The 12,822-nt window shown below is 68.5% G+C and carries 12 protein-coding genes; 6 read left to right on the top strand and 6 right to left on the bottom strand.

Going from position 1 to position 12,822, the window contains the following annotated elements:
• Positions 1–51 precede the first annotated feature (51 nt).
• Entirely contained in the window at positions 52–1,068 is a 1,017-nt protein-coding gene (locus tag E5A74_RS00325; protein WP_135981694.1) for a 2-hydroxyacid dehydrogenase, read from the bottom strand.
• A 101-nt stretch (positions 1,069–1,169) separates the two neighbouring features.
• Positions 1,170–3,008 carry an aspartate--tRNA ligase gene (aspS, locus tag E5A74_RS00320; protein ID WP_135981692.1) on the bottom strand — a complete coding sequence of 613 codons (1,839 nt, stop codon included), beginning with the start codon at positions 3,006–3,008 and terminating at the stop codon, positions 1,170–1,172.
• A gap of 170 nt (positions 3,009–3,178) precedes the next feature.
• Between aspS and rnd the strand changes: the two genes are divergently transcribed.
• Positions 3,179–4,354: a ribonuclease D gene (rnd, locus tag E5A74_RS00315; RefSeq protein ID WP_135981690.1), complete on the top strand. Its 1,176-nt coding sequence runs from the start codon at positions 3,179–3,181 to the stop codon at positions 4,352–4,354.
• Positions 4,351–4,641 carry an I78 family peptidase inhibitor gene (locus E5A74_RS00310; RefSeq protein WP_135981688.1) on the top strand — a complete coding sequence of 97 codons (291 nt, stop codon included), beginning with the start codon at positions 4,351–4,353 and terminating at the stop codon, positions 4,639–4,641. Before rnd ends, E5A74_RS00310 begins: the two co-directional genes overlap by 4 nt.
• A 51-nt stretch (positions 4,642–4,692) precedes the next feature.
• On the opposite strand, the gene E5A74_RS00305 is transcribed toward E5A74_RS00310, so the two are convergent.
• Genes E5A74_RS00305 through E5A74_RS00290 form a run of 4 tightly spaced genes read right to left on the bottom strand, consistent with a single transcriptional unit; the run spans position 4,693 to position 10,273 of the window.
• Positions 4,693–6,186 carry a Ppx/GppA phosphatase family protein gene (locus tag E5A74_RS00305; RefSeq protein WP_135981686.1) on the bottom strand — a complete coding sequence of 498 codons (1,494 nt, stop codon included), beginning with the start codon at positions 6,184–6,186 and terminating at the stop codon, positions 4,693–4,695.
• Positions 6,187–6,190: 4 nt separating this feature from the next.
• Positions 6,191–8,332: an RNA degradosome polyphosphate kinase gene (locus E5A74_RS00300; protein ID WP_240699581.1), complete on the bottom strand. Its 2,142-nt coding sequence runs from the start codon at positions 8,330–8,332 to the stop codon at positions 6,191–6,193.
• A 46-nt stretch (positions 8,333–8,378) separates the two neighbouring features.
• Positions 8,379–8,987, bottom strand: a complete 609-nt coding sequence (locus tag E5A74_RS00295; protein ID WP_135981682.1) for a P-loop NTPase family protein — start codon at positions 8,985–8,987, stop codon at positions 8,379–8,381.
• Positions 8,984–10,273, bottom strand: a complete 1,290-nt coding sequence (locus E5A74_RS00290; RefSeq protein ID WP_135981680.1) for a heavy-metal-associated domain-containing protein — start codon at positions 10,271–10,273, stop codon at positions 8,984–8,986. The genes E5A74_RS00295 and E5A74_RS00290 overlap by 4 nt, the downstream gene beginning before the upstream one ends.
• 106 nt (positions 10,274–10,379) lie before the next feature.
• On the opposite strand from E5A74_RS00290, the gene purM reads away from it, so the two are divergent.
• From purM to E5A74_RS00270, 4 genes are all read left to right on the top strand, one after another.
• Entirely contained in the window at positions 10,380–11,474 is a 1,095-nt protein-coding gene (purM, locus tag E5A74_RS00285; RefSeq protein WP_135981678.1) for a phosphoribosylformylglycinamidine cyclo-ligase, read from the top strand.
• Between the two features lie 141 nt (positions 11,475–11,615).
• Entirely contained in the window at positions 11,616–12,137 is a 522-nt protein-coding gene (gene purN / locus E5A74_RS00280; protein ID WP_135983150.1) for a phosphoribosylglycinamide formyltransferase, read from the top strand.
• Complete coding sequence (locus tag E5A74_RS00275; RefSeq protein WP_240699580.1) at positions 12,122–12,505, top strand: MmcQ/YjbR family DNA-binding protein; 384 nt, start codon at positions 12,122–12,124, stop codon at positions 12,503–12,505. Before purN ends, E5A74_RS00275 begins: the two co-directional genes overlap by 16 nt.
• Positions 12,506–12,583: 78 nt before the next feature.
• The gene (locus tag E5A74_RS00270) at positions 12,584–12,781 is read left to right on the top strand and encodes a hypothetical protein (RefSeq protein ID WP_135981676.1); all 198 of its coding nucleotides are present in this window, start codon (positions 12,584–12,586) and stop codon (positions 12,779–12,781) included.
• The last annotated feature ends 41 nt before the right edge of the window (positions 12,782–12,822 follow it).

Here is a 12,822-nt window from a genome sequence, read left to right as displayed (position 1 = left end):
TAGGCGGGCGCCTGGCGGCGCAGCAACGCTATGCGACGAAAGCCGCCCTTCTCACGACGGAGACGCGATCCGCCCGGTATCGACGCGATTGACGAGCGGGCGCCCCGCCTCGGCATCGGCGACGCTCTGCAGCGTCGTCTCGGCGATCGCCGCGAGCGCTTCCTCGGTGAGGAAGGCCTGGTGTCCGGTGATCAGCACATTGGGAAAGGTCAGCAGCCGCTGGAACAGGTCGTCGGAGATGATCTCGTTCGACAGATCCTCAAAGAACAGATCGGCTTCCTGCTCATAGACGTCGAGCGCGACTGCGCCGATCTTGCGGCATTTGAGCCCGCCGATCAGCGCGCCGGTGTCGATCAGCGCGCCGCGGCTGGTGTTGACGATCATCAGCCCGTCGCGTGCCGCGCCGATCGCGCGGGCATCGATCAGATGGTGCGTCTCGGGGGTGAGCGGGCAATGCAGCGTGACGATATCCGCGTCGCGCAGCAGCGCCGCGCGGTCGACATAGCGCACGCCGATCGCCTCCAGCGCGGGATCGGCGGCGAGATCGCTCGCCAGCACCGTGCAGTCGAAGCCCAGCCTGAGGCTGCGCGCGACGAGCGCGCCGATCTTGCCGGTGCCGACCACGCCGACGGTGCGGCCATGGAGGTTGCGCCCGATCAGCCCGTCGAGCGCGAAATTATTCTCGCGCACCCGCGCCCACGCCTTGGGGATCTTGCGATCGACCGCGAGCATCAACGCGATGGTGAACTCGGCGACGGCGTGCGGCGAATAGGCCGGCACCCGCACCACATCGATGCCGAGCCGCGCGGCGGCGTCGAGATCGACATTGTTGAACCCCGCGCAGCGCAGCGCGACCAGCCGCGTCCCGCCGCGCGCGAGCGCTTCGAGCACTTCGCGGTCGAGCACGTCGTTGACGAAGACGCACACCGCCTGATGCCCCGCCGCGAGCGGCACGGTGGCGGGTTCGAGCCGGGGCTCGAGGAAACGCAGATCATGCGCGAAGCCCCGGTTCGCCGCCTCCAGGAAGCGCCGGTCATAGCCCTTGGTGTTGAACACCGCGACGCGCATCGGACCACTCCCGCCGCTCGACGAGCGCCAAGGCTAGCGCCTTCGCCCGCGAACGCCATAGGGAGTTCCCCCGCCCCGCCATCGCAGGGCGGGCGCTTCGATCAGCCCGCGGCGGGATCGACCACGCCGTCGACGCTCTTCGCCTTGAGATCGGCGACGACTTGCGGGGCGATGCGGATGTTGAGCTCCTTGAGCTGCTTCTCGCTGACGAACGACGGCGCCTGCATCATCAGATCCTCGGCCTTCTGCGTCATCGGGAAGACGATCACCTCGCGGATGTTGGGCTCGTCGGCGAGCAGCATCACGATGCGGTCGACGCCCGGGGCCGAGCCGCCGTGCGGCGGCGCGCCGAACTTGAAGGCGTTGATCATGCCCGCGAAGTTGGTGTCGACGTCGTCCTGCGTGTAGCCGGCGATCTCGAACGCCTTGTACATGATCTCCGGGCGGTGGTTCCGGATCGCGCCCGAGCTCAGCTCCACACCGTTGCAGACGATGTCGTACTGATAGGCGAGGATATCGAGCGGGTCCCTGGTCTCCAGCGCCTCGAGCTCACCCTGCGGCATCGAGAAGGGATTGTGGCTGAAGTCGATCTTGCCGGTGTCCTCGTCGGCCTCGAACATCGGGAAGTCGACGATCCAGCAGAATTCGAAGCGCTTCTTGTCGATCAGGTCGAGCTGCTCAGCGGCGCGCGTCCGCGCGAGCCCTGCGAGCTTGGCGGCCTGGGCTTCCTTGCCGGCGGCGAAGAAGATGCCGTCGTTCGGGCCGAGGCCCATCGCCTCGGCGATCGCCTTCATGCCTTCCTGGCCGTGGTTGTTGGCGATCGGGCCGCCGAACACGCCGTCCTTCTGCGTGGCATAACCGAGGCCGGGGAAGCCTTCGGACTGGGCCCAGCTGTTCATGTCGTCGAAGAACTTGCGGCTCTTCTCGTGCGTGCCCGGTGCCGGGATCGCGCGGACGACATCGCCGCCCTCGACGATCGAGGCGAAGCGGCCGAAGCCCGAGCCCTTGAAGAAGTCCGAGACGTCGGTGATCAGCAGCGGGTTGCGCAGATCGGGCTTGTCGTTGCCGTATTTCAGCATCGATTCGCGGTACGGGATGCGCTGGAACGGCAGCGACGAGACGCTGCGGCCCTTGCCCTCCCAATCGGCGAATTCTTCGAACACCCCGTGCAGCACCGGCTCGATCGCGGCGAAGACATCGTCCTGGGTGACGTAGCTCATCTCGAAATCGAGCTGGTAGAACTCGCCGGGCGAGCGATCGGCGCGAGCATCCTCGTCGCGGAAACACGGCGCGATCTGGAAATAACGATCGAAGCCCGCGACCATCAGCAGCTGCTTGAACATCTGCGGCGCCTGCGGAAGCGCATAGAACTTGCCGGGATGGACGCGGCTGGGCACCAGATAGTCGCGCGCGCCCTCGGGGCTCGACGCAGTGAGGATCGGGGTCTGGAACTCGGTGAAGCCCTGATCGATCATCCGGCGGCGCAGCGACGCGATGACATGGCTGCGCAGCAGGATGTTCTTGTGCAGCCGCTCGCGGCGCAGATCGAGGAAGCGATAGCGCAGGCGGATATCCTCGGGATATTCTTGGTCGCCGAACACCGGCAGCGGCAGCTCCTGCGCCTGGCTCTGGATCGTCGCGCTGGCCACGCGCAGCTCGACCTCGCCGGTCGGCAGGTTCGGGTTCACCGCCTCGGGCGCACGGGCGACGACCTTGCCGGTCATCGTCACGACCGATTCGCTGCGCAGCGACTCGATCACCTGAAAGGCCGGGCCGTCGACCTCGGTGACGATCTGGGTGATGCCATAATGGTCGCGCAGGTCGATGAAGACGAGGTCGCCATGGTCGCGCTTGCGGTGCACCCAGCCCGAGAGGCGGACTTCCTGGCCGACATCGGCGGCGCGGAGCTGGGCGCAGTTGTGCGTGCGATAGGCGTGCATGGTTCTCTTCTCTAGGTCGTCATCCCGGCGAAAGCCGGGATCTCCGTCGAGGGAGTTCGCCGCTTGCCGCGCGAGATCCCCGCTTTCGCCGGGATGACGGTGATATGTGGGCGTGCGCTTTCCCCCCACACACTCTTTTGTCAACCCGAAGACCAGTATATGGGCCCCCGATGCATATCCATGGTCTGATCGAAGACAGCGCCGCCCTCGCCAATCTCTGCGCCCGGTTCGCCAACAAACCCTATATCTGCGTGGACACCGAGTTCATGCGGGAAAACAGCTATTGGCCCGAGCTCTGCCTCATCCAGATCGCCGATGACGAGGAGGCGGCGGCGATCGATCCGATGGGCGGAATCGACATGCAGCCGCTGCTCGATCTGCTCGTCGCCAACGAGGACGTCCTGAAGGTCTTCCACGCCGGCGGGCAGGATATCGAGATCGTCTACAACCTCACCGGCAAGACCCCGCACCCGCTGTTCGACACCCAGGTCGCGGCGATGGCGCTCGGCCAGGGCGAGCAGATCGGCTATTCGAACCTCGTCGACACCTATCTCGGCATCACCGTCGACAAGGGCGCGCGCTTCACCGACTGGAGCCGCCGGCCGCTCGACAAGCGCCAGATCGACTATGCGATCTGCGACGTCACCTATCTCTCCGAGATCTTCCCGCGGATGCTCGAGAAGCTGCGCAAGACCGGCCGCGGCGCGTGGCTGGATCAGGAGATGGAGCGGCTCGCCGATCCCGAGAACTACCGCAACGACCCCGATCAGGCGTGGCAGCGCGTCCGCGTCTCCAGCCGCAAGCCCGAGGTGCTCGGCCGCCTCAAGGCGCTGGCCCGCTGGCGCGAGCTCGAGGCGCAGGGCAAGGACCTGCCGCGCGGCCGCATCATCAAGGACGAGACGCTCGCCGATCTCGCCGGCAATCCGCCGCGCAAGCAGGGCGATCTCGCCAAGGTCCGCGGCCTCTCCCCCGCCTGGGGCGGCAACGATATCGGCGGGCGGCTGATGGCTGCGCTCGACGGCGCGACGGCGATGTCGTCGGCCGAGCTGCCGCCGCGCGACGATCGCAAGCCCGCGCTCGGCAAGGACGGCGCGCTCGTCGCCGATCTGCTCAAGCTGCTGCTCAAGATCCGCGCCAAGGAGATCAACGTCGCCGCGCGGCTGCTCGCGCGCTCGGACGATCTCGAGGCGCTCGCCGCCGGCGTGCGCAAGGATCTGCCGATCCTCGAGGGCTGGCGATTCGAGCAATTCGGCCGCGACGCGCTCGAGCTGGTCGAGGGTCAGTTGGGATTCACCGTGCGCAATGGTAAGCTCAAGATGACCCGTACCGAGGAGCCGTCGTCATGATCCGCCTCGTTTTGCCGCTTGCCCTGCTCGCCACCGGCGCGTGCCAACAGAATCCCGCGCCCGAGCCGACGCCGCCCCCGCCGGGCAAGTGCGTCGCCGATGGGCTCGGCGGCTTCACCGGCAAGACCCGCAGCGACGCGCTCGAGAAGGAGGCGCTGCGCCTGTCGGGTTCGACCTCGGCGCGCTGGATTTCGCCGGGCATGGCGGTGACGATGGATTTCCGCGAGGACCGTCTGAACTTCGAGCTCGACGCGCAGGGCAAGATCGTTCGCGCCTTTTGCGGGTGAGCTGACCCTCCCCTCGCTTGCGGGGAGGGGGGTCACGCCGCGGACCGCGGCTTAAACCTCGAGCACCGGCTCCCGGCCGAATGCGGCGGCGAGCGCCTTGTGGCGCTTCTCGACTGCCTCGCCGTAGAGCGCCTCGTCCCGCGCTTCGAGCGACAGCGCCAGCGTGCCGTCCTCGAGCGCGACATGAGAGCGCCGCAACGGTGCCGCGACGCCGCCGCTGAGCCGCTGGCCGAGCCGGATCGCCAGCCCCCAGCGCCGCGCCTGTTCGAGCGCCGCCGGATCGGCGAGCCGTGCGAGCGGATCGGGGCAGCCCAGCCCGCCGCCCAGCGCAGTGTAGAGCGCCTGCGCCAGCACCGCGCGCCCCGCCGAATCGATCGCCACCCAATTGCCGTGCAGCGCGATCTCCATCCCGCGCTCGGCGCGGAATTCGGGATTGGCGCGCCAGCCGACATCGGCGAGCAGGCACGCCGCGTGGCGCAACCGCGCGATCTCCGGCCCGTCGTCGAACAGCGGCGCGATCCACGCGTCGATGACGTCGCCATGCTCGGGGAAGCGCCCCGAGCGCTCGCCTTCGTCGCGCGCGGCGGCGATCAGCGGATCCTCGCGCCGCTGGGCCGGGGTGAGCCGCTGATAGAGCAGCCCCTCGCGCAGCCCATAGGCCGAGACCAGGCTGCCGCTGCTGCCGAGATGCCTGAGCACACTGAGCAGCAACGCGGTCGCGTCGGGCAGTGTCGGAATGCGCGCGCTCGAAATGTCGGGGATCGCCTTGAGCTCGTTCCTCGGGATCTCGGCGAGCACGCGCTGCAGCTCGCCGACGCGGGTCAGCCCGATCGGATATTGATGGACCACGGGCAGCGGATAGCCGGTCTGGTGCATGTCGAGCCGCGCCAGCGCGCGCCACGACCCTCCCACCAGATAGAAGGGCAGTCCCTTGCCGCGCCCTGCCCAACCCGCTTCGGTGAGCAGCTTGGCGACGCGCCGGTCGAGCGCCCCCTTGCCTTCGGCGCGGATCACGCCGAGCCGCAGCACGCCGAGCGGGAACGACACGCGGTCGGTCACCGTCCCGGCGACGACGCGGACCAGCTCGAGGCTGCCGCCGCCGAGATCGCCGACCACGCCATCGGCATCGGGGACGCCCGAGAGCACCCCCATGCCCGATGCGGTCGCCTCCTCGACGCCTGAGAGCAATTCGACTTCGAGCCCGAGCGCCTCGGCGGCGCGGATCAGCTCGCCGCCGTTCGACGCGTCGCGCACCGCCGCGGTCGCCACGGTGCGCAGTTCGCGCACCTGCATCTCGCGCGCCAGCGCGGCGAAACGCGCCAGCGCCCCGCGCGCGCGGCTGAGCCCGGCCTTGTCGATCGCGCCGGTCTCGCTCAGCGAGCGGCCGAGCCCGGCCATTACCTTCTCGTTGAACAGCACCGCGGGGAGCCGCGCCGCGCCTTCGTAGACGACGAGGCGCACCGAATTCGAGCCGATGTCGATGATCGCGGTCCGCGCCTTGGCCGGCGTCGTCCCGTGCTCCGGCTTGCGGAGGAGCGTGGCCATGCCGTCAGCTTTCCTTTTTCGGCGCGCGCCGCCGCTTGAGCGACAATTTGGGGACCGGCTTGCGCTTCTCGAGCGCCGCGCCGCGCCCCGACAGCGACGGATTGGTCATGAAATAGCGGTGCAGGTTGAAGGTCTCGGCCTCGGCGCCCGTGCGGACATAGCGTCCGTCGGGCTGGAGCTGCCAGCTCTGCTCGTTGTCGAGCAGGTTCGCCACCATGACCTGATCGAGCACCTGGTCGTGCACCGTCTTGTTGAGGATCGGTAGCATGAACTCGACGCGGCGGTCGAAGTTGCGCGGCATCCAGTCCGCCGACGAGATGAACAGCTTCGCGCCGTCGCCGGGTAGGCCCTTGCCGTTGCCGAACGCCCAGATCCGGCTGTGCTCGAGGAAGCGCCCGACGATCGACTTGACCCGGATATTCTCCGACATGCCCGGCACGCCCGGCCGCAGGCAGCAGATGCCCCGGATGATCAGATCGATCTCGACCCCGGCATTGCTCGCTTCGTAGAGCTTCTCGATCACCGCGGGATCGACCACCGAGTTCATCTTGGCCCAGATCGCGCCGGGCCTACCGGCGCGGGCATGGTCGATCTCGGCGTCGATCAGCCCGACCAGCTGGTTGCGCAGGTTGCGCGGGCTGATGCTGAGCACCTCGAGCGACTGGGGTTCGACATAGCCGGTGACGTAGTTGAAGATCTGCGCGGCATCGCGCCCCACCCGCGGATCGGCAGTGAAGAAGCTCAGATCGGTGTAGATGCGCGCGGTGATCGGGTGGTAGTTGCCCGTGCCGAAGTGGCAATAGGTGCGATAGGCGTTGCCCTCGCGCCGCACGACCATCGAGACCTTGGCATGGGTCTTCCAGTCGATGAAGCCATAGACCACCTGCACGCCGGCGCGCTCGAGCGCAGTCGCCCAATACAGGTTCTGCTCCTCGTCGAACCGCGCCTTCAGCTCGACCACCGCGGTGACCGATTTGCCCGCTTCGGCGGCAGCGATCAGCGCGTTGATCACCTGGGGCTGCTTGCCGGCGCGGTAGAGCGTCTGCTTGATCGCGACGACGTCGGGATCGCTCGCCGCCTGACCGAGGAAGGAGAGCACGACGTCGAACGTCTCGTACGGGTGATGGACGACGATGTCCTTGGCGCGGATCGCCGCGAAGCAATCGCCGCCATATTCGCGGATACGCTCGGGGAAGCGCGGCGAATAGGGCGTGAATTTGAGGTCGGGCCGGTCCTCGTCGACCAGCATCGACAGGTCGCCGATGCCGATGAAGCCGCCGGTCTCGGTGAGCAGCGCCTCGGAGCCGCCCAGTTCCTCCTTGAGTACCGCTTCGAGATCAGAGGCGATGCCTTCTTCCATTTCGAGACGGATCACGCGGCCGCGTCGGCGCCGCTTGATCGCCGAGCGGAAGGTCATCACGAGATCTTCGGCCTCTTCCTCGATCTCGATGTCGCTGTCGCGCAGCACCCGGAACGCCGCCGATCCGAGCACATCGTAGCCGGCGAAGAGCAGATGCGAGAAGCGCTTGAGCAGCACCTCGACCGCGACATAGCGCGCCGGCTCGCCGGGCAGCCGCACGAAGCGCGGCATCGTCGTCGGCAGCAGCACCAGCTCGCGGATCGGCTCGCTGTCCGATCGCCGGACGAGGTCGAAGATCACGCTCGAGCCCTGATTGGGGATGAACGGGAAAGGATGCGCGGGATCGAGCGCCTGCGGCGTCAGGATCGGGAAGATCTGCTCGCGGAAATGATTCTCCAGCCATTGCTCGGTCTCGTCCTCGATCTCGCCGGGTTCGAGAACATGGATGCCGACTTCGGCGAGCTGGGTGCGGATGTCGTGCCACACGCTCTGCTGGCTGTCGGCAAGGATCTCCGCCTCGGCCGAGATCGCCGCGAGCTGCTGCCCCGGCGTGCGCCCGTCGGCCGAGCGCGCCTCGACGCGCTGGAGCTGCTGCCCCATCAGCCCGGCGACGCGGACCATGAAGAACTCGTCGAAATTCGATCCCGAGATCGACAGGAAGCGCAGCCGCTCGAGCAAGGGATGCGCGGGGTTGCACGCCTCCTCCATCACGCGACGATTGAAGGCGAGCCAGCTCAGCTCGCGATTGAAGTAACGCTTGTCCGGTCCAGCCGGTTGATCGGTCATCGAAACGCCCTCTGCGGCCCGCTTTCTTGCTGCCTTGGTCATCGCCCTAGGGTTCGTCCGTTTCGGTTATGAGACCATTGGCCGCGAGCACCGCGCGCATGCCCGGGATCGACAGCCGCGTGTCCGCTGCCTCCATCTCCAGCACATCGGCAACGCGCAGGATAGCGACATGGCTGCGCTCGATCCGCTTCGCCAGCCATGCGATCACCTCGGGCCGCGCGTGGAGCAGATGCTTCTCGAACGCATGCTCGATCAGCTGCGGCATCAATTGATCGTCGGGCGCGCCGATCTCGAGCAGCGGCGAGGCGGCGAGGCGCGAGCGCAGATCGGGCAACTTCACGTCCCACACAGGCGGCGCGGCCTCGGCGACGATCAGCAGCGGCCGGCGCTCCTGCTGCGCGCGGTTCCAGGCGTGGAAAATGTCGGTCTCCTTCGCCCGATCGGCATCGTCGAGGATCCGTCCGCCGCTCTTCGCCGCGAAGATGCGCGCGAGCAGGCTGCGCCCCGATTTGCGCGGACCGACGAGCAGCGCCGACATCACCGGCCATGTCGCCCAATGCTCGAGCTGATGGACCGCGCGCGCATTGGATTCGCCGACAAGGAACTCCGTCTCGCGCGCCTCGGGCAGGCCGAGCGGCAGGCGCAGCTGGCTCATTTGGCCGCCGGAGTGCTCGTCGCCTGAGGCGTCGGCGTGGCCGCGGGCGGCTTCGCTCCGCCACCTCCGCCGCGGCGGATGAGCAGCACGCCCGGGCCTTCCTGCACTTGCCAGCCGCGCCCCTCGAGCGCGGCGCGCAGGCTTCCCTGCGGCCCGTCATAGGCGACTCGCATCACCGAAATGCCGCCGAGCGCGAGGCTGGTGGTCGCCGCCGAGCGCACCCCCGGCACGCCGCGCAGCGCCGCTTCGGAAGCGGTGACCGAGCCCGCATTGGGCGTGTCGACCTGCACGGTGAGCAGGGTCGTCGCGGCGCTGGTCGCATCGGGAGTCGGCGTCGGGGTCGCGGCGGCGAGCGCGGCGGCTTCGGCGGCGAGCTCCTCGGCGGTTTTGACCCGCGGCGGCCGCGTCGCGAGCAGCGCGTCGGTGCGCAGCAGCCCCGAGGCGAGCGCTTTCTGACAGGCCTGGTCGAGCCGCTGGATACCGGCATCGAGCAGCGCGTCGATCGAATCGCCATTGTCGACGCGCAGCGCGAAGCTGGTGATCGGGCGTCGATCGGGCCCGTGATTCGCGGCGAACACCCCGATCACCGGCCCGCCCGGATATTCGCGGCGCAGCTGGACCTCGGCGACGATCACATCGGCCGCGCCATATTGCTCGAGGATCGTGCGCCACCAGTTGCGTCCGCGACGGAGCGTCTGGCCGGCATTGATCAGCATCGCGTCCGGCCCGGTGCCGCGCAGCCGGACATAGTCGATCGTGCTGCCGCCGGCGCGGAAGCGCGTCCATGCGCGCGACCATGCGGTCTCGCGCTCGAACACGCGGCCGACCCCGCCCGAATATTCGAGCGGCACCAGCAGCATCGGCTGCGAGCGGCTCACCGCGGTCGATACGCCGAGTATGGCGCCCGCCCGGCCGCGATCGAACAGCACGCCGAGCCGCGCGATGTAGCGCGTCGGCCCGATCTGCTCGCGCTCGACGACGATGCCGGTGACCAGCGCGTCGAGCGCCGAATCGCCGAGCGTAGATTTCTTGCCGGTCAGCCGTTCCGAGAGCATTTCCCAGCCCCTGCGCTGGGCGAGCCGCCAGCCGCCCTGGCGCGCGGCGTCGGCGTCCTTGGCCTTGACGTCGACCTGCACCCCCGCGACCTCGAAGCTGCCCGAGGCGTCGACCGGCACCGCCCTCGCGCCGCCGGCCTCGCCCTGCGCCACCACCACGCTCGCGCCTGCCCCCGCAAGGGCGAGCGCGCCGACCAGACCGATGGTGAGCGAAATGCGGGACAGCTGCATGCGGGGGCCCTTTTGGCGAAGCGGGCGCGGAAATCCAAGCGGAAGTACACCCGCCGGATACTTTCATGCGGTGACGAAAGGGAAAGTCGGCGCTAAGCGGCTCCGCATGAGCGACCCCGAAGCCTATACCTACGCCCAGGCGGGCGTCTCGATCGCGGCCGGAAACGCGCTGGTGCGCGCGATCGGCCCGCTGGCCAAATCCACCCGGCGCCCGGGCGCCGACGCCGCATTGGGCGGGTTCGGCGGCGTGTTCGATCTCAAGGCGGCGGGGTTCAGCGATCCGCTGCTCGTCGCGGCGAACGACGGCGTCGGGACCAAGCTCAAGCTCGCGATCGATCACAATGCGCATGACGGGGTCGGGGTCGATCTCGTCGCGATGTGCGCCAACGATCTGATCGTCCAGGGCGCCGAGCCGCTCTTCTTCCTCGATTACTATGCCAGCGGAAAGCTGGTCCCCGAGACCGCCGAGCGCGTCATCGCCTCGATCGCCGAGGGCTGCCGCCAGGCCGGCTGCGCGCTGATCGGCGGCGAGACCGCCGAAATGCCCGGCATGTATGCCGAGGGCGATTACGACCTTGCCGGCTTCTGCGTCGGCGCAGTCGAGCGTGACCAGTTGCTCGACGGCAGCGCGATCCGCCCGAGCGACGTGCTGCTCGGCCTCGCCTCCACGGGCGTCCACTCGAACGGCTTCTCACTGGTCCGTCGACTCGCCGCCGACAAGGGCTGGAAGCTCGATCGCCCCGCGGTGTTCGACCAGGACGTCCTGATGATCGACGCACTGATGGCGCCGACGCGCATCTATGTGAAGAGCCTGCTGCCCCAGCTACGCAAGGGCACGATCCACGGCCTCGCCCACATCACCGGCGGCGGGCTGCTCGAAAATGTCCCGCGCGTGCTGCCCGAGAACTGCCACGCCCGCATCGATGCGAGCGCCTGGCCGCTGCCGCGGCTGATGGCGTTCCTCCAGGCGCAGGGCAATATCGAGCCCAAGGAGATGGCGCGTACCTTCAATTGCGGCATCGGCATGGTTGCCGCGGTTGCTGCGGAAGATGCGGATGCGGTCGCGGCCGAGCTGACCGAGGCCGGCGAGACCGTGTTCCGCATCGGTGAAGTCGTCGAAGGCTCGCGCGGCTGCACCGTGTTAGGTCCGGCAGAGACGTGGAGCGCGCGCGCCGACTGGACCGCGACGCACAATGACTGAGCGCTACCGTGCTCCTGCGAAAGCAGGAGCCCAGGAGTCGCAAGGGACGCCGCTCGCAATCCCGGGCTCCTGCTTTCGCAGGAGCATCGGGGAGTGACGCGCAAGAAGCTGGGCATTTTGATTTCCGGCCGCGGCTCGAACATGGCTGCGCTCGCCGAGGCCGCGCAGGCGCCCGACTGCTCGTACCAGGTCGCGCTCGTCGCCAGCGATAAGCCCGAGGCGGCGGGCCTTGTCTGGGCGCGCGAACGCGGCATCGCCACCTTCGCGCAGAGCCCCAAGGGCATGCCCAAGCCCGATTATGAGGCGAAGATCGATGCGGCGTTGCGCGCGGCCGGCGTCGAGGCGATCGCCCTCGCCGGCTATATGCGCCTGCTCTCGGACGATTTCGTGCACGCCTGGCGCGGACGGATCGTCAACATCCATCCCTCGCTGCTGCCCAAATACAAGGGCCTCGACACGCATCGCCGCGCGCTGGTCGCCGGGGATATGGTCGCCGGCTGCTCGGTCCATATCGTCACCGAGGAGCTCGACGCCGGCGAAGTGCTTGGCCAGGCCGAAGTGCGGATCGCCGCGCGCGATACCCCGGAGACGCTCGCCGAGCGCGTGCTGGCCGAGGAACATCGCCTCTATCCCCGGGTTGTCGCAGCGTGGCTGGCGCGCTGAATCCCGATCCCGATACCGCTCTCGCGCAGGTCCGTGCGATCGCGCTGGAGCTGCCGGAGGTCGAGGAGCGGCCGAGCCACGGCCAGCCGACCTTCTTCGTCGCCGGCAAGCAGTTCGCCCAGTTCCGCCACGATCATCATGGCGATGGCCGCACCATCGTCGCGGTAAAAACCGCCGATGACGAAGAAGGCCCCAATCTGATCGACATCGCCCCCGAAACCTATTCCAAAGTCGCCTATTTCGGCGTCGGCTGGGTGGGCATCGCGCTGGGCGCCGCCGAGACCGACTGGGATTTCGTCGGCGATCGAATCGCGCGCAGCTGGGAGCTCGCCGCGCCGCGCCGGCTGATCGAGGCGGGCGGACGCTGACCTCGGCGGATATTTCGCGTCGTTCCAGAGTTTTGGCTCCCAACGCAGGGATTTGAAGCAGCGCGAGGGAGATGCGACATGAGTAGCGAAGCTACGCCGCAAGAGGCCGAAAGCGCGCCGGGTGTCGCCACCGCCGAATCGGGGGTCGTGCTGCTCGACGGCCCCGACGGGGTGGCCGTGGCGATGACGCCGGAGGCCGCCGATGCCACCGGCCGCAGTCTGATCGCCGCTGCGGAGGAGGCCTCCGCCCAGCGCGGCGCGCCCTATCCGGTCTAGCCTCTTGCCCATCCCCCGCCCGCCCCGCGATAAGGGGCGCA

The sequence above is a fragment of the Sphingomonas naasensis genome, assembly GCF_004792695.1.
In the GTDB taxonomy this organism is placed as follows: domain Bacteria; phylum Pseudomonadota; class Alphaproteobacteria; order Sphingomonadales; family Sphingomonadaceae; genus Sphingomonas; species Sphingomonas naasensis.
The sequence above is the reverse complement of the archived record's forward strand: the minus strand, read 5'-3'. Positions and strand labels throughout refer to the sequence as shown.

Bases quoted from the DNA above. Each gene is read 5' to 3' on its own strand.
- E5A74_RS00270 (WP_135981676.1), top strand. From the start codon at position 12,584: ATGAGTAGCGAAGCTACGCCGCAAGAGGCCGAAAGCGCGCCGGGTGTC.
- purN (WP_135983150.1), top strand. From the start codon at position 11,616: ATGGCTGCGCTCGCCGAGGCCGCGCAGGCGCCCGACTGCTCGTACCAG.
- E5A74_RS00300 (WP_240699581.1), bottom strand. From the start codon at position 8,332: ATGACCGATCAACCGGCTGGACCGGACAAGCGTTACTTCAATCGCGAG.
- E5A74_RS00310 (WP_135981688.1), top strand. From the start codon at position 4,351: ATGATCCGCCTCGTTTTGCCGCTTGCCCTGCTCGCCACCGGCGCGTGC.
- E5A74_RS00305 (WP_135981686.1), bottom strand. From the start codon at position 6,186: ATGGCCACGCTCCTCCGCAAGCCGGAGCACGGGACGACGCCGGCCAAG.
- aspS (WP_135981692.1), bottom strand. From the start codon at position 3,008: ATGCACGCCTATCGCACGCACAACTGCGCCCAGCTCCGCGCCGCCGAT.
- E5A74_RS00295 (WP_135981682.1), bottom strand. From the start codon at position 8,987: ATGAGCCAGCTGCGCCTGCCGCTCGGCCTGCCCGAGGCGCGCGAGACG.
- E5A74_RS00325 (WP_135981694.1), bottom strand. From the start codon at position 1,068: ATGCGCGTCGCGGTGTTCAACACCAAGGGCTATGACCGGCGCTTCCTG.
- purM (WP_135981678.1), top strand. From the start codon at position 10,380: ATGAGCGACCCCGAAGCCTATACCTACGCCCAGGCGGGCGTCTCGATC.
- rnd (WP_135981690.1), top strand. From the start codon at position 3,179: ATGCATATCCATGGTCTGATCGAAGACAGCGCCGCCCTCGCCAATCTC.
- E5A74_RS00290 (WP_135981680.1), bottom strand. From the start codon at position 10,273: ATGCAGCTGTCCCGCATTTCGCTCACCATCGGTCTGGTCGGCGCGCTC.